The sequence below is a fragment of the Paenibacillus oralis genome, from assembly GCF_003863965.1.
Taxonomy (GTDB): Bacteria; Bacillota; Bacilli; order Paenibacillales; family Paenibacillaceae; genus Fontibacillus; species Fontibacillus oralis.
In genome coordinates, this window is sequence record NZ_RRCN01000001.1 from 7,248,036 (window position 1) to 7,272,164 (window position 24,129).

Consider the following 24,129-nt stretch of genomic DNA (forward strand, 5'->3'; position numbering starts at 1 on the left):
GATAGGGATCTCGGAGAGCCGGCCGTTTATGCGTATTTCCAATTAGTTGGACTTCCAGCTGTCGTAGGCTTCTTGGTAAATCTGCCGCATCCGGTCTCCGCCCATTTTTTTAACGGTATCCACATAGCTGTCCCAGCCCGCCAGCGGCTCGGCGCCGGTTACGAATTTCGCTTCCATCTGCCGAACGTAAGTATTTAAGTCCGAGCTGAGCGTCGTCACTTCCGCCTGCTGTTCGGAGGTCAGGAAGAGGGTTGGGAACGGAATTCTCGCGCCTTGATCCAGCAGCTTTGTTTTGGATTCGCTGTCCACCCAAATCTCAAAATCGGTTTTCAAACCTTTGTAAACATCGTCAAAAGAAATCGTCGGCGCCGGAATTCCGTAGTTCGGCGTCAGCGTCGCGCGGTATTCCTCGCGGTCGCCGCCGCCAGGAACCGGCAGATATTGCTTGACCCGGTTCGCTTTGTCCGTGTATTCCCAAAGCACGCCTTCCGGGCCTTTATTGAACAGCAAGGCGCCGTCGTAAGAGTACAGGTAGTCAATCCAGCGCAGGGAAGCTTCCGGAGCAGGGTTGGTGTTGGTGATCGCAAAAGCCCCCGTTGTTATCCCTTTGTTTTTGGCGATGGCCGGTTTGTCCACCATATCGCTTTTCACCGGCGTGAACATCGGATCGTCCGTGCCCGGCTCGCCCCCGAGCGTCATATAAGCGTGCCATTCGGAGAACAAGGCGACTTGGCCATTTTGCGCCTTCGCTTTTTTCTGTTCCGCCGTTTGCGAAAACGTCTCATGATCGAGGAGATCCTCCGCCCACAGCCGGTTCAGGAAAGCGAGATATTCCTTGTAGCCCTCTTCCATCGGGGTGTAATGAATCACGTCCTGGTCGTCCACGTAGATTTCTTCTTCATAAATGCCGTAAGCGCCAAGCAGCCAGGTGCGGATATCGCGCAGGTTCACGGAGGACAGCGGAATTTCGTCGGCCTTGCCGTTGCCGTTGGGATCCTCCTCTTTTACGCGCTTCAGGTAGGTATACAGTTCTTCCGTCGTTTCCGGAAGCTTGCCGATATCCAGCTTTTTAAGAAAATCGCCGTTGTACCACATCGGGTTCCGGTACCAAGGCTGGTTGAACTCGATGACCGGCAGCGAGTAAATATGCCCGTCCGGGGCCGTGATCGATTTGCGCACGTCCGGATACTCCTCCAGCACCTTCTTGAAGTTCGGGGCGTACTCGTCGATGAGGCCTTCCAGCGGAATCAGGATGCCTTGCTCGCCGTAGTTCATTTGCTCGGCCGGGGTAAGCCCTGCCGCATAAAATACATCAGGATATTCCCCGCTGGCGAACACGAGGTTCTTCTTCGTGTCGAAGCTGTCTTTCGGCGCGTTGTTATACACGAAATGAATGTTCGTCAGCTTCTCCATTTCCTGCAAAACGGCCATGTCCTTCCAGTTTTGCAAACCTACGTCCGGCGCCATCATCGTCAGCGTGATGGGCTCCTGAACGATCGGGAATCCGTCTTTGCTGACGCTATTCTCCGCATTGCCGCTGCCCTCTTCTTTTTTGGCATTGCCGGAGCCGCCGCAACCGGACAGCAAGCTGACAAACATAGCTGCGAGCAACAGCAGGAGCCAGCCTTTTCTTTTTTTCTGCATCGGTATTCCTCCCTTTTGAACTATGATCAAAAATTATAATAATCGAAGACAAGATCTCCGTTATTACCGGTGTGTCCACGGGCTCGCCGCGTTGGTTCGGGTTTCAGCCCGTTTTGACTAGCCTTTGACCGATCCGATCATGACCCCCTGCACGAAATAACGCTGCAGGAAAGGATACACGACGATGACCGGCAGCGTCGAGACGATGATCACGGCATATTTCACCAGCGAGGCGATTTCCGCCTTGTTGGCCATGGCCTGGGCGATATCGCCGCTGATCGCCGCTCCTGTCGTCTCCGCGGACATCTCCTGAAGCACCAGGATTTGACGCAGTACCATTTGCAGCGGATATTTCGTGTCATCGTTCAAATAAATTAAAGCCGGAAAGTAGCTGTTCCAGTGGCCAACCCCGTAAAACAGCGCCATGACGGCCACGATGGGGGCGGACAAAGGAAGCACAATCCGCAGGAAAAGCCTAAGGTTCGTACATCCGTCCACGTGGGCGGCTTCCTGCAGTTCCTTCGGGATGGTCGATTGGAAAAAAGTTCTGGCAACGATGATGTTCCATACCGAAGCCGACACCGGCAGGATCAGCGCGCCGACCGTATTAATCAGCCCGAGGTTTTTGACCATCAAATAAGTGGGCACCAGGCCGCCGCTGAAAAACATCGTGACCAGGAACATCCCCATAAAAAAGTGGCGCCCCACGAAATCAGAGCGGCTCAGCGCGTAGGCGGCCGGCAAGGTCACCGCCAGGTTCAGCAGCGTGCCGATCAAGGTGTAAACAATCGTATTGCGGTAACCGAGCCAGATTTTCGGATTTTCGAATACAAGCCTGTACCCGTCAAAAGTCAGCCCTTTGGGAAACAGCCACATTTCCCCCGAACTGACGTATTTGGGACTGCTGACGGAAGCGCTGACGATATAAACGAGCGGATACAGCACCACCACCAAAGCAATAAGCAGATACACGTAATTCAAGACCAGAAACAGCTTGTCCGATTTGGACTCTTTGATTGTCGTGACCATTCGTTTGTCCTCCTTCCTTCTACCATAGGCTTGTTTCGCTTGTCCGCTTGGCGATTTTGTTCACGGTGATGAGCAGCATCGCGTTAACGATGGAATTGAACAAACCGACGGCGGTGGAGAAGCTGTACTGCGCGCTGACCAGGCCCGAGCGGTACACGAACGTGGAAATAACGTCCGAAGATTCCATGTTAAGCGGATTTTGCAGCAGCAGCACCTTTTCGTATCCAACCCCGAGAATATTGCCCATGTTCAGGATAAGCAGGATCGTAATGGTCGGAACGATCGTCGGCAGGTTGATATGCAGCACGCGTTTGAAGCGGCTGGCCCCATCCACGATCGCCGCCTCATGCAACTGCGGGTCCACTCCGGCCAAAGCCGCGAGATATATAATCGTCCCCCAGCCCGTGCTTTGCCACACCCCGGACAGCACATAAATCGTTTTAAACCAGCGCGGATCGGTCAAAAACGCGGGCGCCTCCATGCCAAACGCCTCGATCATACGCACGATCATGCCTGATGAAGGCGACAGGAACGTAATGATCATCCCCGCCATGACAACCATGGAAATAAAATGCGGGGCATAGGTGACGGTTTGCACCGTCTTTTTGAACGCACCGTTCCTGATTTCGTTAAAGGCAAGCGCCAAAATGATCGGGAGCGGGAATCCGATCGCCAATTCGTAAAAACTCAGGCTGAGCGTGTTCCACAGCAGATCCCAAAAATAGTAGGAATTAAAGAAACGCACGAAATGATCAAATCCTACCCATGGGCTGGCCGTAATGCCCTTGACCGGCGTAAAATTTTTGAACGCGATTTGGATTCCGTACATCGGCCCGTAATGAAAAATAAGGAAGTATAAAAAGGCGGGGGCCACGAACAAGTACAACTCCCAGTTTTTCAGCATTCTACGGCCGAGGGAGGCTTCGCCCGATGTTCTCATTGCGGTGCCGGATACTTGCCGGCCGTTTTTCTTCATATCGTCTTCTCTCCTTTCTCATATCCAGTCCGTTAACTTCCGTTTCCGCCTTGCCCGTTTTTCTTTTTCCCGGTTCAGACCGTCCCTTGCTAACGCTTACAATCAAAATTGTAGGGAATCGAATCTGACACCGTAAATATGTCGAATATGAATTGTCATGTTTAAAATGGCGTTAAACCGCGGCGCACCGGCATTTATGCGATTTTACAATCCGCCCGACACCGATGGTTACCGGCCTTTGCGATGTGTCAATCATGTGTTCTTTAGGGGGGCAGCAAATCATACATATTGTGATTTCCGGCCGGATGTGTAAACCTGCTTACGAGTGTGTCTTGGCTCAAATCTCCGCCATTCTAGGAGGAATGATGATGACCCGCAAAACCGCGCACCTGATTTCCCACACGCATTGGGACCGGGAATGGTACATGCCTTATGAAGCTCATCACTACCTATTGATCGAACTGATGAACCGCCTGCTGGAGACCTTGGAGCGGGACAGCCGGTTCCGCCATTTTCATCTGGATGGGCAAACGGTCGTCCTGGAGGATTATTTGCAGGTGCATCCCGAAAAAAGAGAGCTGCTAAAGAAGCATATCCGTGAAGGACGCATCGCCGTCGGACCGTGGTATGTGCTTCAGGACGAATTTCTCACCAGTTCCGAGGCCAACGTCCGCAACCTGCTCATCGGCCACCAGGATGCCGCGGAGTTCGGAGCCGTATGCAAATTGGGCTATTTTCCGGACTCCTTCGGCAACATCGGCCAGGCGCCCCAGCTGCTGCAGCAGGCCGGCATTGATGTTGCCGTGTTCGGACGCGGCGTCAAACCGACCGGCTTCGACAATAAGGTGGACGAATTCGCCGGCTCCGGGTACGAATCGCCGTTTTCCGAAATGCATTGGGCCGCGCCCGACGGTTCGTCCGTGCTTGGGCTGCTGTTCGCCAACTGGTACAGCAACGGGAACGAAGTGCCGGTCGATGCGGAAGAAGCCGCTATTTATTGGAGCAAAAAACTGGTGGATGCCGAAAAATACGCCTCCACAACGGAGCTTCTGTTTATGAACGGCTGCGACCATCAGCCGGTGCAGACCGGCCTGCCGGACGCGTTGGAGACCGCGCGGGCGCTTTATCCGCAGGTCGATTTCATGCATTCCAGCTTCGCGCAGTACTTGGAAGCCCTAAAACGTCAACTTCCGGATCGTCTCGTCACGATCACCGGGGAGCTGCGCAGCCAGCATACCGACGGCTGGGGGACGCTCGTCAACACGGCGTCGGCGCGGGTTTACCTGAAGCAGATGAACCAGCGCGGGCAGACGCTGCTGGAAAGAGGAGCCGAACCGCTCGCCGCGCTTGCCGCGCTGACCGGTGCTAAGGCCTATCCGCATCGTCTGCTCACGTACGCCTGGAAAACGCTGATGCAAAACCATCCGCATGACAGCATTTGCGGCTGCAGCGTGGACGAAGTGCACCGGGAAATGATCGGCCGGTTTGATAAAAGCCGGCATACCGCGGAGGCGATGATCCGCGAAAGCCTCGAAGCCGTCGCGGGGAGTATCGGCACGGCCCAGGTTGAGGCCTGGAATGAGGACGCCGTCCCCGTCACCGTATTCAACACGGCCGGCCGGGAGCGGAGCGGGACAGTCAGCGTGGAGCTGATCGTGGCGAAACGCTATTTCAAGGAAGGACCGAATCCGGCGGCGATCGCCGAGCAGTTGGAGCGGCTGCCGCTAGCCCTGGAGGATGGCCGGCTACTGGATGACCGCGGCCAAGCGGTCGCCGCCAAAACCGAGGATCTGGGCGCCGGGTTCGGCTACGAGCTGCCGAAAGACCGTTTCCGCCAACCGTACATGGCGCGCAAGATCCGCCTGACTTTTGAAGCGGAAGCGGTACCAGCCCTTGGCTTCAAAAGTTTCGCTTGGCATCCGGGCGCTGACAATCCCGTACGGCCGCCGGCGGATTCGCCGCTGGTCACGTTGGAGAACGGAATGGCCAACGAATTTCTCGCCGTGCAGTTCCGGGAAGACGGCTCTTACGACCTGACCGACCGGAGAACCGGCCGCACGTTTCGGGGACTGGGCGTATTTGAGGATTGCGGGGATATCGGCAACGAATACGTGTTCAGGCAGCCGGACGGCGATGTTGCCTTGACCACCCGGGGAGTTCCGGCAACGCTTACGCTGGTTGAAGCGGAGCCTTACCGGATCACTTACGAGATTGTCCATGATTGGGTCATCCCTGCGGGAGCGGACGAAACGCTTGAGGAAGAACGGCGCAAAATGGCGCCTTTCCGCCGGCGGCAAGCAGGGCGGAGCGAGCAGACGGTCCCGCTTCGCCTCACGTCTAGGGTTAGCCTGGAGAAGTCCGGAAAAGGGCTGCTTGCATCGACCTCGTTCGAAAACCTTGCCAAGGACCATCGTCTGCGCGTCCTGTTTCCGACCGGCCTTCAAGCCGGCAAGCATCTGGCGGACTCCGTATTCGAAGCGGCGGAACGCGACACCGAGCCCGCTCCGGAGTGGATCAATCCGAGCAACGCCCAGCATCAGCAAGCTTTCGTCAGCGTATCGGACGGACATGCCGGGATGACCGTGGCCAATAAAGGATTAAACGAGTACGAGGTGCTGCGCGACGGCAGGAATACAATCGCGGTCACGCTGCTTCGTTCCGTGGGCGAGCTTGGGGACTGGGGCGTATTTCCGACGCCGGAGGCGCAGTGCCTTGGGGAGCATACCGTGGAGTACGCGGTTTTCCCGCATGCCGGGGATGCCATCGAATCCGGGGCATATGCCGAGGCCTACGCCTTCCAGGTTCCCTGGTTCCATGTGCAGACGGAGTTGCGGCACGGCACCTTGCCGACGACGTACGCGCCGATCACCTGGGAAGGACAAACGCTGGCGCTGTCGGCCTGCAAGCTGTCCGAGCAAGGCGATCTGGTGCTCCGCTGGTACAATCTGGACCGCCGCCACGCTGCCGAACTCGGTGTCGAGCTGCACTTCCCGGCCCGGGCCGCGTACCGAAGCGATATTCTGGAGCGCAGGCATGCCGGACTGGAGCTTGAGGACGGTAACCTTCGGATCGAGGCCGGCAAGGCCGAAATCGTGACCGTTGCCATTTCCGTTTAGCCCAGGCCAAATGAAACCGATATGAACCTAATCTTGGGAGGAACCGATTATGAAATTACCCGCATCCATCGAACGATTTCTGGACGAAGCCGACGCTCGCCTCGCCGATAATCCGAAGCTGAAGCAGTTGTTCCGCAACTGTTTTCCGAATACGCTGGAAACGACGACCAAGCTGCTGGACGACGGCACAACCTTCGTGTTTACCGGCGACATCCCGGCCATGTGGCTGCGCGATTCCACCGAGCAGGTCCGCCATTACATCCCTTTCGCCAAGGAAGATCAGGAATTGCAGGGTATCATCGGCGGTCTAATCGCCCGGCAAATGTTCTATATCAACATTGATCCCTACACCAACGCGTTCAACGAAACGGCCAGCGACAAGCACTACCGGGCTACCGACGAATGCGGCTTAAACCCGTGGATGTGGGAGCGGAAATACGAGCTCGACTCCTTGTGTTTCCCCGTCCAGCTCGCCTATTCCTACTGGCGGGAGACCGGCGTTGATTCGATTTTCGACGACGCCTGTTACCGGGCGCTGAGCACCATCGTTCAAGTGCTGAAAACGGAACAACGGCATATGGAGCAATCCCCGTACCGTTTTGTCCGCCAAACCAAGCAGGAAACGGAAACGCTGCAAAACGGCGGACTCGGGCTGCCGGTCAACTATACGGGGATGACCTGGTCGGGTTTCCGGCCGAGCGACGACGCCTGCCTGTTCGGCTACAACATTCCGTCCAACATGTTCGCCGTCGTCATCCTGGGGCATATCCGCGATATTGCGCTGGAGATTTACCGCGATGAGCGGCTGGCCGACAGAGCGGAAAAGCTGCGCAAAGAGATTGACTTCGGCATCCGCGCCTACGGGATCGTCAATCACCCGGTCTACGGCAAAATCTACGCTTACGAAACCGACGGGTTCGGCAACTACTGCCTGATGGATGACGCCGGCACGCCCGGACTGCTGTCGATTCCTTATATCGGCTACGTATCGGCGGAGGATCCGGTTTACCAAAATACCCGGCGTTTTGCCTTGAGCTTCGACAACCCGTTTTATTTCGAAGGCAAATTCGCCAAAGGCATCGGCAGTCCGCACACGCCGGGCGGTTACGTATGGCATATGGCGCTGTCGATGCAGGCGCTGACGGCCACGGACGACGAGGAAGTCAAAGCGCTGATCGACACGCTGATCGCTACGGACGCGGACACAGGGTATATGCACGAAGGCTTTCACCCGGACAACCCGGCCGATTTCTCGCGGGAATGGTTCGCCTGGTCCAACAGCCTGTTTGCCACATTGATCTGCAAAGCCATGGATAAAGGGCTGGTTTAGATTTAGGAAGGTCACCTGCGGTTTCAAGATCAACAGGATCCGACATGACAAGCAGTGGCTTTGTACTTGAGGAGGCAGCCTGAGAAACTCCAGCGAAAACATAAGGGCAAAAAAGGGCGTTATTCAAGCGATGTCCGTCTCCTTGAGAGAAATAGAGGCGATTTATGTCGCTATTTACTCGAATCGCAAGGAGATACCCGCGTTCTGGGTCATTCCTGGGGAAATAAGGACAAAAAATGCCGCTAACGGGGATGAACAGGCCGGGCTCCGGATATTAAGAACATAAAGTTCCGCTATTTTGAAGGCCAACGATTAGCGGTTTCAGTAGACGCCTTTTCGTTGTTCCAGCCACCGGCCGTCAAGCGCCGATTTCTATGATGTGCCAAACAAAAAGCCTGCGAATTCGCAGGCTTTTTGTTTGCTGATATACACTGTTGTAAATATTCATTTATCTACAGGTCACCCAAAGCCGCTACAGCAATTGGGAGATGACTTCGAATGGGTCATCAATAACTAATGCGGGTAGTGTGCGGGTAAAGGATTTTGTTAAAACAGCCTTCAATCCCTTTGAACATGCGGATTTCTCAATCCCTGTCAAATGTAAAACATGTAGTTCTCTTTCGCGCCATGCTCTTCATAGTTAACTAAATTTTCCAGCGTTGTCAAATCGAGCACCTCCGCAATGCTGTCGCGAATGCGCAGCCACAAATCGCGTTTGGCCGGATCGTCTTCCTCGGTAAAATCGACCGGAGAAATCGGGCCTTCCAGGACGCGGATAATGTCCCCCGCGGTAATTTCGCTCGCGTCGCGCGACAGGATGTACCCGCCGTAAGCGCCGCGTACGCTTTTAACCAGACCGGCGTTGCGGAGCGGTGCAATGAGCTGCTCCAGATAATGCTCGGACAGCTGGTTTTTTTCGGCGATGCTTTTCAGGGAAGTCGGGCCCTCGCCGAATTTTGCGGCCAACTCCATCATAATCGTCAATCCATAGCGCCCTTTTGTAGAAATCTTCAAAGAAGCCACCTCTTTCAATTTTCAGGCAAACTTTATACAATTGGACTCCGATCCATTAAATGGCGATTGACGGCGCCTACGGCCCAAAACCGCCGATGAAGTCCAGTTATTTAAAGAATACCTCCCTATTCCTATCTTTAACCTCTGCTTATCGTAACATATCATATGTGTTTTGAAAAATAAATCAACCTTTTTGGGTTGCAATTTGTTTTACTTACTTTAATATAGGGAATACCCATCGTATAGGGTTGCATGCCTATGGTAAAATAACGGTAGGGCTATAGCGCCCAAAGGAGTGATAGAAATGAAGAAACCGAATAACGAAACCCGCGTTGTCGTCGGCATGTCCGGCGGCGTCGATTCTTCGGTAACGGCGCTCCTGCTGAAACAGCAAGGATACGACGTTATCGGCATATTTATGAAAAACTGGGACGATACCGACGAATTCGGCTACTGCACCGCCGAAGCGGATGCCGAGGATGTCCGCCGCGTGTGCGAGCAAATCGATATCCCGTACTATACCGTCAATTTCGAGAAACAGTATTACGATAAAGTTTTTGCCTATTTTCTCGATGAATATAAGCGCGGCCGGACACCCAATCCCGACGTGATGTGCAATCGCGAGATCAAATTCGGCGAATTTTTGAACAAAGCGCTTGATCTTGGCGCGGATTACGTCGCCACTGGCCATTATGCCCGCGTTGTCGAAGAAGACGGTGTGTACAAGCTGCTGCGCGGCGTTGACGGCAACAAAGATCAAACGTATTTCCTGAATGCCTTGAATCAGGAGCAGTTGTCCAAGGCGATGTTCCCGATCGGCCACCTTCCGAAGCCGGAAGTCCGCCGCATCGCGGAAGAAGCCGGCCTGTATACGGCGAAGAAAAAAGACAGCACCGGCGTTTGCTTTATCGGGGAACGCAATTTCAAGGAGTTTCTAAGCAATTATTTGCCGGCCCAGTCCGGCGATATGGTCGACATCGTAACCGGCGAAGTCAAGGGCCGCCATGACGGGCTGATGTATTATACGCTGGGCCAGCGGCAGGGCTTGGGCATCGGCGGATCGGGCACCGGCGAACCGTGGTTCGTCGCGGATAAAGACCTGGAACGCAACATTTTATATGTCGTTCAGGGCGACAAGCATCCGCGCCTGTATTCGACGGCGCTGACCGCTTCGGGCGTCAATTGGATCGCCGGCGCGGACAAGCTGCCGGAGGGACCGTTCCACTGCACGGCGAAGTTCCGTTACCGCCAGGCGGATCAAGGGGTAACCTTGACGAAGCAGCCGGATGGCACGGTGTATGTAGAGTTTGACGAGCCGCAAAAAGCGATCACGCCAGGGCAGGCTGTCGTATTTTACCAAGGCGATGAATGCCTTGGCGGCGGCACGATCGAGTCGCCGGTGAAGCTAGAGGCGCGTGAGGCGGAGAGTGCGCTGGGGTAAAGCGGGGCGATGAGTTCCCCTTCCCTTCTCCTTCTCGCGGTCCTCTAATCGAAATAAAGGAACAAAAGGGCTCAGCCTTCCAATGTGATGGTACTTAGACCAGTGCCTTAGGGGAGCGGGACGCCGCTGAACATCAAAACAGGAGCCCGCCGATAAGCCGGCAGGGCTCTTTTATGGTGTGCCAAGAAAACCAAGCTAGAACCAGGCAGCCTGAGAAACTCCAGCGAAAAAAATAAAGACAAAAGGTCGTTCCATTGGGCCGGCTGTCGAGCGCCGATTTTAAGGTTGAGTCCAAATAACTTCCTATTGTCCCGACTCCGGAGCCGCAGACTCATAAATACCAATATTTCAGGTGTTTATCCGGTAGTGACCGATAAGGATCCAGTAAAAAAAGGGCAGGCGTACACACCCGGATGCCCGCCCCTACCGTTTCCCCCTGCGCCGAAGCTCCTGGTTGTGCTTGATTTTTGCCTCGTTGCCCTGCTCCGTCGCATTGTAGAATGTGCGGCCGGACAACCTCGGCGGTAAATACTCCTGCTCCACATAATGCCCCGGATAATTGTGAGGATATTTGTACCCTTCATGCCCCAGCTTCACGGCACCCTTGTAATGAGTATCCCGCAGATGCAGCGGCACCTCGGCCGAGACGACCTCATCGATCGCCGCCATGGCGTTCCCGATCGCCTCAACCACCCCGTTCGATTTCGGGCTTTCCACCGCGAACAAAATCGCCTGGACGACATTGAGCTTGGCTTCCGGCCAGCCGTTGTTGCGGTAGGCCTCCAGAGCGCTGACCGCCTGCACCATCGCCTGCGGATTGGCCAGCCCGATGTCCTCGCTGCTGGCGGCGATCAAACGCCGGATGAACGTCATCGGGTCCATCCCCAGCTTTTCCACCGCATACAGAAACCAGAACACGGCGGCGTCGCTGGAGCCGCGAACACACTTGTGGAACGCCGACAGCACGTCATATTGCGTCGATTCGTCCGCCTTGACCAGCGGGCGGCGGATCGACTCCTCGGCGACTTCGAGCGTCAGATGCACCGTGCCGTCCTGCTGCGGCGGCGTGGTCATCGCGGCCAGCTCCAGCGCGTTCAGCGCGCGGCGGATGTCGCCGTTCGCCATGGAGGCGATGTGCAGGAGCGCCTTCTCATCGGCATTCAGCTTCATGAAGCCGAGCCCTTTTTCCTTATCGCCCAACGCCCGGCGCATGGCGATGAGCGAATGCTCCTTCGTCAGCGGCTCAAGCTGAAACAGGGTGGAGCGGCTCATCAAAGCGCCGTTGACGTAATGAAACGGGTTTTCCGTCGTCGCGCCGATAAAAATAATCGTTCCTTTCTCCACCGCCGGCAGCAGCGCATCCTGACGCGAGCTGTTGAAGCGGTGCACCTCGTCCAGGAACAGAATCGTTTTAGTCCCGTAAAAAGATTTGTCGTTTTGCGCCTTTTCAATCACTTCCCGAACGTCTTTGACCGAAGCGTCGACCGCGTTCAGCCGGACAAATTCGGCTTTCGTATGGTTGGAAATAATGTGGGCCAACGTCGTTTTGCCGCATCCGGGAGGGCCGTACAGCAAAATCGAGGACACCTGGTCCGCTTCGATCGCCCGCCGCAGCAGCTTTCCTGGGCCGACGATATGCTCCTGTCCGATATATTCATCCAGCATGACGGGCCGCATCCGATCGGCTAAAAGCCGCCCCGCCGGGTTTTGCTCCTGTTGGTAGGAGAACAAATCCATATGCTCACTTCCTTGATCGTAGGCATTGTCTACTCTATTCTAGCACACCCGCAGCCGATGCGGAAAAAAGCGCTTATACGTAAAAAACACTTATAGTTGTTCTTTCACTTTTCCCGCGCCGCAAAATATGAGTTAATATAGATGTCGGGCCGACGAATCACGGGAAAGGGGGCTGATCGAAGTGATTTCAGTGAGTGAGGTGGCTTCCGCGTAAGCGGAATCCGCAAAAAAACGGGGGGCTGGGAACAGCTCCCCTTATTTCCGTTTAGATGATGACTGTGTTATGATAGATCTTAAGCTATATTTGCATATTATTCCAAGCCGAAAGGGGGATTTACGGCCATGTTGACTTATATCGTAACAACTATGGAAAACGGACCACGAAATAAGGAGGTACATGATCGTGAACTACAAAAATGGGAAGGATGTTCTTCCCCCTAGGCTGCTGCAGGAGCTCCAGAACTATATTCAGGGCGAGCTGCTGTACATCCCGAAACCGGAACGGGCGAGAGCGTTATGGGGCGAATTGAGCGGATCGCGAACGTCCATCGCCAAACGAAACGAAGAGATTTTCCTGCTTCACCGTACAGGGTGTTCCGTACGGGATTTAGCCGCCAAATACCATTTATCCGATGAAAGCATCCGAAAAATTTTGACCAAAATGCGGGCGCTCAGACCCCAGGCAGCGGTAACGGAGTAAACGCGGGCACACAAGTCCGCCCCGCAGCCGAGGCGGAAAGGCCGGCAGCTTGGTTCTACGATAAATCAACCATATGCGAAGCCAAGACCCGCGGTCTTGGCTATATTTATATATTTGATCAGGTATAATAGAAAATATAACTAACGCAGAATACGCCGCTTATCCGAAACCGAGGTGACATCTTTGACGCAGCAGCACGCCCCGTCTTTCCGCCGGGACAACATGGAAGAGCAAAAACCAGATATACGCCGGGACGCGCCGAATCCGGCGACGAAAACCTGCGCCCACTGCGGTGAGGCAAAACCGGTTTCCGAGTTCCTCCGGCGCACCGGCAAGCGCTCCGGCAAAGGCTCGCGCCGCGGGGCCTGCCGAAGCTGCCGGGCGCTTCGGAAGCAGCAGGCCCGCAGGGTCCAAGAGCCGGGGAACGCGGAATTCCCCGCTGTAGGACTTGCCGGGACGGTGGACGCCGGCGCTGCCCAGGCTACGCGGCAGAGCGGTACGGCCGATGCAGGCAAATTGGCCGAGCCGGGCGGTCAGCCGGTTGCTCACCCGGTTGCCGGCAAACCTGCCGGGCGAAACGGCAAGGCGGATACGGTCAAGGCGGGCGGAGAAAGCAGGAAGCCTGATGTAAACAGGACTGTACGGCAGAGTGGAAAACCTGAGGCAAGCAAGGCTGCACGGCAGACCGATAAACCTGAGGCAGACAAGACTGCATGGCAAAGCGGTAATCCTGAGGCAGGCAAGGCCGCACGGCAAAGCGGTAATCCTGAGGCAGGCAAGGCCGCATGGCAAAGCGGTAATCCTGAGGCAAGCAAGACTGGACGGCGCAGAGGAAGGTCTGCCATGAACAAAGCTGCCAGGCAGAGCCGCAAGGAGGATGCAATCGTTGCCAAAGCAGGCGGAGACGTTGCGGGAGCCTCTTCGGCTAGGCTGGACGCCAAAGCTGCTTCCTCCCTGCCGCCTCACGAAGCGACGCCAAAGCGCCGGATCAAGCGGGCGCTGCCCGCACCTCCGCCGCGGGCGGAGGGCCTGGACGTGCGGACATTGCGCCCGAACCGCAACGGCATGATCCGCATGCGCGGGCGCACCGACAAAGGCCGCCGCTGGCAGCAGGAGGTCGACCTCGAGCTGGCCGTGACGCTCGTCCGCGAGCATGCCGCCGTGGTCGTTAATCCGTACACGATCCGGCGACTTTACACCAACAAAGCGTTCCGCAATTATATTCTCACCCGCGACAATCATACCTGCTTTTTTTGCGGGGAATACGGAGACACGATCGATCATCTGCTGCCCAAAGCGAAAGGCGGCCATACCACTCCGGTGAATTGCGTTTGCGCCTGCAATTTGTGCAATCAAAGCAAAGCGGACCAAGACCTGGAGGATTTTATCGAGGGCCGAGCCCGATGAAAAATCCTGACCAGCGGCCAGGTCCGTATTTATACACCTGCACTTGGTCACAAGGTGCCCAATCAGAGGCCATCTACCGCACGAAATGTAAAAGTGCATGCGATTTTCGTAGAAATTCCTCGAAATAGGCGGTTCAAATGCAAAAGTGCAGTTCATATCCGGTCAATAGATACTTTTTGATCGAATGGCCGCAAAACAGATGCACTTTTGCATTTCATCCGGTTTAGCGGTTGTTCCTCCACATAGGGATGCGGAGACAAGAGTTCGATCGGTAAAGTGTAACGGACCTGAATGACGTTATCCGTACATTTCCCGGGTATTTTCCTAACGTAACGGACTCAGTAGGAGCTATTCGGCTCCAAATGAGGCTACTTTGGGTGACTTCATGCAAATAAGGTCATCTCGGTCCGTTACAATTTTGGGGGCGGCGATTGGTAGATGTCTCTACGGTCCGTTACGCACCACACGCTGGATGTAGACTGCCTAATCAACTCGCCCAATCATTTAATCGCCCTGGCCGCTGATCGCTAACCTCGGGTCTCGAAACCTACGCAGCCGCAGATCGTTATCCCTCCGCAACCACCGGACGTTATCCCTCCACAGACGCGCGGGCGGCGAACTCGGAGTTTTCTTCGGGTACGTAGTCCGGCAGCTCGTCGCCATGCAGCAGCCACAGCTCATGCAGCGCGCGGGTGCAGCCGACGTACAGCAGCTTGGCGTCCTCCGGCCCGTAGTGAAGCGGGTCGACGTCCGTCACGATCACCGCGTCAAATTCCAGCCCTTTGGACAAATAAACGGGCAGTACCGACACCCCGCCGGCATACTCCTTGAGTTCCCCGTTGATCAGGTGAATATCGGCGCCCGCCTTCGTCAGCTCCTCATGAAGCTCTTCCGCTTCCCGCATCGTCCGCGTTAAAATCGCCGCCGTCCGGTACGAGCCCGACAGCGCCTTGTCCAAGGCGTGCCGGATTGCGCCAAAGCGCCGCTCTCCGGCCGCCGGCAGCAGCCGCACCGGCTCCCCGCTGCGGAACACCGGCACAGCAAGCAAATCCGTACCCACGCCCCGCTGCAAAATTTCGTTGGCGAACTCAATGATCTCCATCGTCGAGCGGTAGCTTCGGGTCAGCGCAAAATAAGCCGTTTCCTCGGGCCGGAACAGGCTTTGCATTTCCTCCCAGCTTCGTACGCCCTTGTAATAGTGGATGCCCTGCGACAAGTCACCGAGGATCGTAAACGAATGTCCTTTGACGAACCGGTCCAGCACATACACCTGAAATGGCGAAAAATCCTGCGCCTCGTCGATCACCACATGGTCGAAGGTCATTTTTCCGTCGATTTCATTGACCACGGAGTACAGATACAACAGTGCGGGCAGATCCTCTTCTTTGAGGGCGTTTTTCTTCAAATAGCCCTGCGTTTCCCGCCAAATCTCCCGCGGAATCCGCGCCGACATATCCGCAAGGCCTGCGGCTCCGCCGCTCCTCCGAATGCCAAACAGCTCCCGGTACAGGCTAAGTGGGGCGAGCTCGGGCCACTTTTTGGCGTACGCTTTTTCCCGCTGCTGCGCCTTCTTCTTGCGTTCCTTCAGCGCCGCTGTAGAAGGCGACTTTTTCAGTTCCATTTCGATCCAGCGATGAATCCGCGCCAGCACCCGTTCCTTGCGCCGGGCGACCGGATAATGGCGGTATTCGCCTTCAAACCAGCCGATGATCTCCTTCCGGGATAAGCGCGCTCCGTCCCAGGGCTCAAAATCCCCTTCAGGCACGCAGACGGACTCCAAATTTTCCAGATAGACGTCAATTAACGTTTTAAAATGCATTGAGCCTTTAAAGCGGTCGGACAGCCTGGTATCGTCCGGGCAGCCCTGAATCTGCGCTATCCCTTGCATCCGCTTCCGTCCCAGACCTTGCGCCAACACCTGCTCTTCCGCCTGATCCTGCACCTGCCCCTGCTTCCGTCCCAACCTTTGCTCCTGCGCCTGTCCTACCGTCTGTCCCGGCGAGCCTCCGTCGAACCAGCGCGACAGCGCTTCCGTACCGTCGGACGGCACTTCATTCAAATCAAGCACTCGAGCCGCCCAATCGCTGAACGTGTTTTGCTGGATATCCCCGACCCCCAGTTCGGGCAACACTTCGGAAATGTAGTCGATAAACATATGATTGGGCGCAAAAATCACCAGCCGTTCCGCAGAAATCTGCTCTTTGTACTGGTACAGCAAAAAGGCCAGCCGATGCAGCGCCACGGTCGTTTTCCCGCTGCCGGCGACCCCCTGGATGATCAATGCCGTATTTTTGGCCGCGCGGATAATTTGATCCTGCTCAGCTTGAATCGTCGACACGATGTCGCGAAGCCGGTTATCCTTGTTTTCGCCGAGGCGGTACACGAGAAACTCGTCGCTTACGGCCGGCCCGTCACTGTCCTTGTCGTACGTATCCACCACCCGGTCGAGAATGCCTTTGCGAATCACAATGTTGCGTTTTAAGTACACCAGTCCGTCAATCAAACCTTCGGGAGCGATATATGAAGCCTCATCCCCGCCGGTAAAAGAATAAAACAAACTGGCGATCGGCGCGCGCCAATCGATGACGAGCGGATGCCCCACTTCCGGATCGCCGACGCCTACTTTGCCGATATAGATCGGTGTTCGGCTCCTGCCCCGTTCCGCAAAATCGAGCCGGCCGAAATACGGTTCGTGCACCGACTGCTCCAGCTGCTTTCTTTGCGACTCACGGTTTGCCTCAAGCAATTGCTCCGTAAAATCATGCCCCGTGTACACCGGGATGCTGCGCAGCTCTTTCAGCTGCCTTTCGATCTCTTCCAGGGTGCGATCGAGCCGCGCCTTTTCTTCTTGATAGGCACTTTGAAAATGTTCCACTTTCAGTTACCTCCTAAGATTGATGTACTCCGCCGGTCAACCGCAGGGCAGTCGAAACGCCCGCCATCCGCTATTTCCTTGATCCGGAGCCAGAGAAGACTCATTATATCACTACGACGGAAAAAAGGCTAATCTCTCCGATAAAGAGCTATTTGCAATTTATTTTTTTATTGGTACGGGGAGAGGACGAATTGTTGAAAAATATGCGTTCAATAGAGGCGATAATAGATCACCAGGGACTCTTCGAAAGTGTTGACTTAAATTTCATTTGTTGTACGAAATTGATTTTTACATCGGAGGCGTTATCGCAGACCGCGCGAATCGTAAAAATTTGATTGTGTCATTCGATGATATCAGCTTTGTCGTTATCTGCAGGCAGCTTGCGTTTCTCTATATGGGCGAAAATCACGTCATTGGGGTCATAGGAGTTGTCATGACGATACTGGCTATGGTGAGTACGTTTTACCAACGCTTTTGACCTTACATACGAGAATTTACAGAAAGAAGTATGGTCGGTATCGTGGAGACAGCCAGCAAGACAGCGAACATTTCGGCCGATCCAGTCAAATCGAGGATGAACAATGACAAAGCAAAACGAGGCCGCATCTCCATCCCACAAAAAAAGCACAATGTGCAAGGCTTGTTAAACTACTTCATTAAACCATTTAAGAACTCTTCAACAGATCTAATCATTACTGTATCTGCAAAATTGTTGTGAGCAGCACAGACCGAAAATCTATATGCTTTATCAAGAGAATACTGCTGAAAATACCATGATTGATCCTCTATGAACTCTTGCATCTCACTTAAAAACAAAAATAATTTAATTTTTTCGGGTAGTATTTGAATAAAAAACGAATCTAATGGAATACTTAGTCCTTTTCCCATAGCTTTTATGTAGCTTTCCTTCAAAGTCCAAATGTCATAAAACCTACTCAATTTTTCTTGCCCTTCCAATGCTAATAATTGGAACCATTCAGTTGCAGCAAAAAAACGCCTAGCAATTTCAAAATCGATTGGCTTAATACACTCCACATCAATACCAATTGGTCTATGATCCACTACACCAACTACCCAATTTCCTGAATGTGAAATGTTAAATTGTAAACACGATGGATTAATATAATAAGGTTTTCCATATTTTGTGTGATCAATTTCAATTTCTTCCACTGATAAATTGGATTGCTGGCTAGCCAGTGTCCGCCCAAGTAAAGCACCCACTAAGGCTCGGTCTCGATCCTCTTGCTTCACGTATCTTAAAATTTTTTGTTGCACAAATAAAGGAAGTATTCTAATACAATGATCAAAATCTTTATTATTCACACTATGGGTAAATTGTATAGCTTCTATATGCACAGTAGACATCTCTCCTAAAAAACTTCAACCTTGGGTGTGTGTCTTTTATCAATCACTCTTTTCGGTATTTGCATATTCATACGAATGCTAGCTAGACTACTCTCTATAAAATGATGCCGATCCACCTGTAAAAGGAAACAGAATAATCTAAATTTTGGGTCATGCATGCTTTAAGTACTCGAGTACTATTATATTTGGATTTTACTGGAGAATAAAATATTATTCTACACTACTACACACCACAAACGGTATCCAACATGACAAAATCATGAAACGTTATCTAAAGAAGCGGTGGATCGTTCATAGAATGATCCTGAATTCGATTTTGTCCTAGCGGCGAAAAGGCGAATTTTCTCAAAAAAGAAAGACGCCGATCCGATAGCGACAGTAACCATCAGATCCGCGTCTTGCTTCCTTGCTATTCGGTTCCGTTCACGCCTTGTCCGACGGGCGCTTCAAGCCCTGCTTCAACTTCTCCAGCGTTTGGACGATCCGATTTTGTCGCGTTTCCGCGCGTTTGGCGTCCGTGATCCACTCGATATACGCTTTCTTGTGAGAAGGAGCCAACCCGCGAAAAAATGCCGCAGCCGCCTGCTCCGCCTCCAACGCCGCGGCCAGATCCTTCGGCGTTTCAACAGGGCGGGCCGGCTCCCGCTTGGCGTTGACAGCTCCGCTCCCCGCAGCGCGGCGGGACGATGACGGCGCAGCCTTCACCAATTCGGCCGGGCGAAAACGCATGGCCGACCACACCTCGTCCACCGAGACGAGGGCGATTCCCTCAAATCCCGCCGCTCTCACCGTTTCCCAGCCCTTGTCCCGGGTCAGGTCCGTGCCCGCTTTGGCGCCGCCCTTCGGGTAGCACAACCACAACAGCCCGTCGGGTTTGACCGCGCCAAGCGCCTCGCCGGCCCGGTCCTCCACTTCTCCGATCGAGTGAAAAAACATCTGAACAAAGTCATAACTTCCGGCCAGCTTCGCATCGTACACGGCGTGATCCGGCCCTAGGCCTAGCTCACCCAAATAACCGTCCGGCGCATTCAACACCAAAGTCCGTTCGCCGCCTCCGGGCAAACGCAGCTTTTTCGCCAGCGCCTCGTTCATCCCCGTACTCCCCCGCGCTCCAGCAGCTCACGGACGGCAACGCTGACCATGATCAGCCCCACCACCGGCGGGACAAACGAGTTGCTGGCCGGCGGCTGCTTCGCTTTGCGGATTTCCGGGGCGTTTTCCGGGACGATCTTTTTCGTGACGTCAGCGCGCGGCTTCACCGGCTGCTCCGTGGAGAACACGACCTTAACGCCCTTGCGGATGCCTTCTTCCCGTAATTTCGCGCGGATAACGCGGGCCATTGGGTCCATATGGGTCTTGGAAATGTCGGCCACCTGAAATTTCGTCGGGTCCATCCTGTTGGCCGCGCCCATGCTGGACAAAATCGGAATCTCGCGCTGCAGGCACTCCTTGATCAGATGGATTTTGTATTTGATCGTATCGGAAGCATCGAGCACGTAGTCGATTTTGTATTTAAACAATTCTTCATACGTCTCTTCCGTGTAAAACATATTCAGGGCGATCGTTTCGCATTCCGGATTGATCAGCTTGACCCGTTCGCACATCAGGTCTGCTTTCTTTTGCCCGATCGTCGTCGTCAGCGCATGAATTTGCCGATTGATGTTGGTGATGTCGACGACGTCTTTATCGATCAGGATGATGCGGCCGACCCCGGTCCGGGCCAAAGCTTCGACGGCGATCGAACCGACCCCGCCGATGCCGAGCACGGCTACGGTGCTTTTTTTCAATATGTCCAGCCCTTCCGCCCCGATCGCCAGCTCGGTCCGTGAAAATTGATGAAGCATCGTCTATACACCTCCCGAAATATGATATTTCATGTTGTTTATTTTTTCGCTTCCACCGGTTTGACGGCGAGTTTGATGTGCAGCTGTTCCAGCTGCGACATGTCCACTTCGGAAGGCGCGTTCATCAGCAGATCGGTCGCGCTCGCCGTTTTCGGGAAAGCGATCGTTTCGCGCAGGTTCGAGCGGCCGGCAAGCAGCATGACCAGGCGGTCGAAGCCGAAGGCGATTCCGCCGTGCGGCGGCGTGCCGTATTCGAACGCGTCGAGCAGATAGCCGAATTTGTCCTGGGCTTCTTCCGGCGACAAACCGATCGCATCGAACATTTTCTCCTGAACGTCGCGCCGGTAAATCCGCATCGAACCGCCGCCCACTTCGTAGCCGTTCAGCACGAGGTCATAGGCTTGGGCCAAAATTTTGCCCGGATCGGTATCGAACAACGGCAGGTCTTCATCCCGCGGACGGGTGAATGGATGGTGCTCGGCGACGTACCGCTTCTGCTCCTCGTCCCAGCCAAGCAGCGGGAAGTCGACCACCCAGGCGAATTTATAGACACTGTCGTCGATCAAGCCAAGATCGCGGCCGATTTTGAGGCGCAGCGCGCCAAGCACGTCGGCAACGACTTTTTTGTTGTCGGCGGAGAACAGCAGCAAGTCGCCTTCTTCCGCGCCGGTGCGTTCTTTCACCGCCGCGATTTCCTCTTCGGAGAAGAACTTCACGATCGGGCCGCGGAATTCGCCTTCCTTCACTTGAATCCAGGCGAGGCCTTTCGCGCCGTAACGGGCGGCGTACGGTCCCAGATCGTCGATGTCCTTCCGGCTCCAGGTACCGCAGCCTTTGGCGTTCAGCACTTTAACTTCGCCGCCTTTTTCGATGACCGAGGAGAACACCTTCACGCCGCTGTTCGCCACGAGATCGCTAACGTCCACCAGTTCCAGGCCAAAGCGCAAATCCGGCTTGTCAGAGCCGTATTTGCCCATCGCTTCCGCGTAGGTCAGACGCTGGAACGGCGCTTCGATCTCAATCCCCTTCGTTTCCTTGAAGAGGCGTACAACCAGCTTTTCCATCATGCCGAGCAGATCGTCCCGCGACAGGAACGAAGTCTCGATGTCGATCTGAGTGAATTCCGGCTGGCGGTCGGCACGCAGGTCCTCGTCGCGGAAGCAGCGGGCCATTTGGTAGTAGCGTTCCACGCCGCTGACCATCAGCAACTGCTTATAAAGCTGCGGCGACTGCGGCAAGGCGAAAAATTCGCCCTCGTGCACACGGCTCGGCACAAGATAGTCGCGCGCGCCTTCCGGCGAGCTTTTGGTCAGGATCGGCGTTTCGATTTCGATGAAGCCTTCTCCGTCGAGGAAGTCGCGGAATACTTTAGCCGCTTTCGAACGCAGCCAAAGCGTTTGCTGCATCTCCGGACGGCGCAGGTCCAAGTAACGATACTTCAAGCGCAGCGATTCGTCCACTTCAATGCCGTCTTCAATGAAAAACGGCGGTGTTTTCGCGGCGTTCAGCACTTCGATTTCCGTGATCCGCACTTCGATTTGCCCGGTCGGCAGGTTCGGGTTCACCGTCTCCGGGTCCCGCTGTACGACTGTACCGCTCACGGCAAGCACGTATTCGCTCCGCACCTTGTCGGCGATTTGCAAAGCTTCCCCGGAATAAGCCGGATTAAACACGATTTGCACGATGCCGCTGCGGTCGCGCAGGTCGATAAACAAAACGCCTCCCAGGTCGCGGCGGGTTTGCACCCAACCGTTTAACGTGACGGTTTCTCCAATGTGTGCGGAGCCCAGGGCGCCGCAATGATGAGTACGCTGCATCATTTAAAAAAACACTCCTTTATATATGTTGTTAAAAAAGTCATCTTTTGATCACGAAGCAATTCATGAAGCGGATTCGACGTCGAATCTTGAATTCAGCCGGGCCTTCCGTTGCTCACGTAGGCTCACCTACGCTCCGCTACTCAGTCCCTGGCTTCATCCAACCTTCTCGGTGCTAAAAACCTGACTTTTTAAACCCGCACTTATAAGCATCAATTTTTTATGATTTTAGCTCATGAATCAATTCGCTTAGCTTCACGGTGCGCTGCTCGCCGGTCTCCATCGATTTGAGGGCGATTTCTCCGCGCTCCAGCTCGTCGTCGCCCAGGATCGCCGTATAACGGGCTTCCATCCGGTCGGCGGATTTCATTTGCGCCTTCATTTTGCGCCCCAGATAGTCGCGTTCGGCGGAAAATCCCGCCTGCCGCAGCTTATACAGCAGCGTCGTAATCTCCTTGTCGGCCGCTTCGCCAAGGGCGACAAGATAAATATCAAGCGGTTTGGCGGCGCCGGCGTCGATTTCCTGTTTTTCCAGGATCAGCGCGATCCGCTCCAGGCCCAACGCCATCCCGATGCCCGGCTGATCCGGTCCGCCCACTTCGGCAACCAGGCCGTTGTAGCGGCCGCCGCCGCCGATCGTGTCGATCGCGCCGATCCCCTGGGCCTTGTATTCGAAGGCGGTATGCGTGTAATAATCGAGCCCGCGCACGAGCCGGGGATTGATAACGTAATCGACGCCCATGGCGGTCAGCAGTTCACGGACTTTGGCAAAATGCGCCGTGCATTCCTCATCCAGACTGTCCAGGATCGAAGGCGCTCCGCCGAATTTATCCTGATCCACTTTGCAATCAAGCACGCGCAGCGGATTGCGCTCGATCCGCGACTGGCAGTCCTTGCACAAGGAGTCCTTCATCGGCAGCAGAAACGCAAGCAGTTGCTCGCGATAGGCGGCCCGGCTCGCCGGATTGCCCACAGAGTTGATTTCCACTTTAACTCCCTGAAGTCCCAGCTCGCGGCAAAACTCGTAACCAAGCGATACGACTTCGGCGTCGATCGCCGGGTCCGTCGCCCCAAACGCCTCGATTCCGAATTGATGAAACTGGCGCTGGCGGCCGGCCTGCGGCTGCTCATACCGGAACATCGGCCCGATGTAATACAGCTTGCTGACGTCCGGCTCCCCGTACAGCTTGTTTTCCACGTATGCGCGAACGACGCCCGCCGTGCCTTCCGGCCGCAGCGTCATGCTCCGGTCCCCTTTGTCCAAGAAGGTGTACATCTCCTTCTCGACGATGTCGGTCGTTTCCCCTACCCCCCGCTCAAACAGCGAGGTCTGTTCGAAAATCGGCGTGCGGATCTCGCGGTAATTAAAACGGCGGCAAATATCCCTGGCCGTGTCTTCGATAAACTGCCATTTCTCGACGGTACCCGGCAGCAAATCCTGCGTGCCCTTCGGTTTTTGAAAAGCCATAGCTCATCCTCCATCCTAAATTGCTCATCAAAATAAAAAACTCCCGTTCCTGTTTGATACAAACAGGGACGAGAGACTGGTTTCCAAATCACCCGTGGTGCCACCCACATTCCGAATTCCTTGATTCGCGCCGCGCCAGCCGTGGGACGGCAATACAGCATACGACAAAGGGATTCGCTTTAAGCGGTTATCGCCCGCCTACGCCGTACGTCTACTCTGCCGAAGCGGAAGCTAGTTAAAGCGCCGCTGCCGCATTTCGCCGCCGGTTCTCGGGGAAGTCTTTCGTTCAATCATCACCGGAATCCTTCCAGCCTGCTTCATAAGCGGGTAAGCCGCTCCTAATGGGCGCCGACGCCACGAAGACTT

At 54.8% G+C, this 24,129-nt stretch carries 15 protein-coding genes and 1 pseudogene; 5 read left to right on the top strand and 11 right to left on the bottom strand.

Translation table 11 applies throughout. The annotated features are described in order from the left end of the window. Positions 1 to 42 precede the first annotated feature (42 nt). From EHV15_RS32155 to EHV15_RS32165, 3 genes are all read right to left on the bottom strand, one after another. Positions 43 to 1,644: a type 2 periplasmic-binding domain-containing protein gene (locus tag EHV15_RS32155; RefSeq protein ID WP_128634846.1), complete on the bottom strand. Its 1,602-nt coding sequence runs from the start codon at positions 1,642 to 1,644 to the stop codon at positions 43 to 45. 117 nt (positions 1,645 to 1,761) lie between these two features. Then, on the bottom strand, positions 1,762 to 2,673 hold the full coding sequence (locus tag EHV15_RS32160; RefSeq protein WP_128634847.1) for a carbohydrate ABC transporter permease: 912 nt from the start codon (positions 2,671 to 2,673) through the stop codon (positions 1,762 to 1,764). A 19-nt stretch (positions 2,674 to 2,692) separates the two neighbouring features. Next, on the bottom strand, positions 2,693 to 3,613 hold the full coding sequence (locus EHV15_RS32165; RefSeq protein ID WP_246062022.1) for an ABC transporter permease: 921 nt from the start codon (positions 3,611 to 3,613) through the stop codon (positions 2,693 to 2,695). Positions 3,614 to 4,014: 401 nt separating this feature from the next. Here EHV15_RS32165 and EHV15_RS32170 point away from each other — a divergent pair, with 401 nt between their 5' ends. Next, positions 4,015 to 6,765: an alpha-mannosidase gene (locus tag EHV15_RS32170; RefSeq protein ID WP_128635655.1), complete on the top strand. Its 2,751-nt coding sequence runs from the start codon at positions 4,015 to 4,017 to the stop codon at positions 6,763 to 6,765. 49 nt (positions 6,766 to 6,814) lie between these two features. Beyond that, complete coding sequence (locus tag EHV15_RS32175; protein ID WP_128634849.1) at positions 6,815 to 8,095, top strand: glycoside hydrolase family 125 protein; 1,281 nt, start codon at positions 6,815 to 6,817, stop codon at positions 8,093 to 8,095. A gap of 594 nt (positions 8,096 to 8,689) precedes the next feature. On the opposite strand, the gene cymR is transcribed toward EHV15_RS32175, so the two are convergent. Then, a complete protein-coding gene (gene cymR, locus EHV15_RS32180; RefSeq protein WP_128634850.1) occupies positions 8,690 to 9,109 on the bottom strand; it encodes a cysteine metabolism transcriptional regulator CymR in 420 nt (139 codons plus the stop codon). Positions 9,110 to 9,413: 304 nt separating this feature from the next. Here cymR and mnmA point away from each other — a divergent pair, with 304 nt between their 5' ends. Next, positions 9,414 to 10,550, top strand: coding sequence for a tRNA 2-thiouridine(34) synthase MnmA (mnmA, locus tag EHV15_RS32185; protein WP_128634851.1), 1,137 nt, complete (start codon positions 9,414 to 9,416; stop codon positions 10,548 to 10,550). 423 nt (positions 10,551 to 10,973) lie between these two features. Here mnmA and EHV15_RS32190 read toward each other — a convergent pair whose 3' ends face one another. After that, the gene (locus tag EHV15_RS32190) at positions 10,974 to 12,287 is read right to left on the bottom strand and encodes a replication-associated recombination protein A (RefSeq protein ID WP_128634852.1); all 1,314 of its coding nucleotides are present in this window, start codon (positions 12,285 to 12,287) and stop codon (positions 10,974 to 10,976) included. Positions 12,288 to 12,690: 403 nt separating this feature from the next. On the opposite strand from EHV15_RS32190, the gene EHV15_RS32195 reads away from it, so the two are divergent. Next, on the top strand, positions 12,691 to 12,987 hold the full coding sequence (locus tag EHV15_RS32195; protein ID WP_128634853.1) for a CD3324 family protein: 297 nt from the start codon (positions 12,691 to 12,693) through the stop codon (positions 12,985 to 12,987). 1,032 nt (positions 12,988 to 14,019) lie between these two features. After that, positions 14,020 to 14,394 (top strand): annotated as a pseudogene (locus EHV15_RS38475) (HNH endonuclease); the annotation flags it as partial. 589 nt (positions 14,395 to 14,983) lie between these two features. On the opposite strand, the gene EHV15_RS32205 reads toward EHV15_RS38475, so the two are convergent. From EHV15_RS32205 to hisS, 6 genes are all read right to left on the bottom strand, one after another. After that, positions 14,984 to 17,269 (bottom strand): HelD family protein, encoded by a 2,286-nt coding sequence (locus EHV15_RS32205; RefSeq protein WP_128634854.1) that lies wholly within the window; start codon positions 17,267 to 17,269, stop codon positions 14,984 to 14,986. 648 nt (positions 17,270 to 17,917) lie between these two features. Further along, a complete protein-coding gene (locus tag EHV15_RS32215) occupies positions 17,918 to 18,625 on the bottom strand; it encodes a 4'-phosphopantetheinyl transferase family protein (protein ID WP_178076012.1) in 708 nt (235 codons plus the stop codon). Positions 18,626 to 19,057: 432 nt separating this feature from the next. Then, on the bottom strand, positions 19,058 to 19,726 hold the full coding sequence (locus EHV15_RS32220) for a YdeI/OmpD-associated family protein (protein ID WP_128634856.1): 669 nt from the start codon (positions 19,724 to 19,726) through the stop codon (positions 19,058 to 19,060). Next, the gene (locus tag EHV15_RS32225; RefSeq protein WP_128634857.1) at positions 19,723 to 20,478 is read right to left on the bottom strand and encodes a tRNA threonylcarbamoyladenosine dehydratase; all 756 of its coding nucleotides are present in this window, start codon (positions 20,476 to 20,478) and stop codon (positions 19,723 to 19,725) included. The genes EHV15_RS32220 and EHV15_RS32225 overlap by 4 nt, the downstream gene beginning before the upstream one ends. 38 nt (positions 20,479 to 20,516) lie before the next feature. Next, positions 20,517 to 22,295 (bottom strand): aspartate--tRNA ligase, encoded by a 1,779-nt coding sequence (gene aspS / locus EHV15_RS32230; RefSeq protein ID WP_128635657.1) that lies wholly within the window; start codon positions 22,293 to 22,295, stop codon positions 20,517 to 20,519. Positions 22,296 to 22,515: 220 nt separating this feature from the next. Beyond that, on the bottom strand, positions 22,516 to 23,763 hold the full coding sequence (gene hisS / locus EHV15_RS32235; protein ID WP_128634858.1) for a histidine--tRNA ligase: 1,248 nt from the start codon (positions 23,761 to 23,763) through the stop codon (positions 22,516 to 22,518). Positions 23,764 to 24,129: the final 366 nt, after the last annotated feature.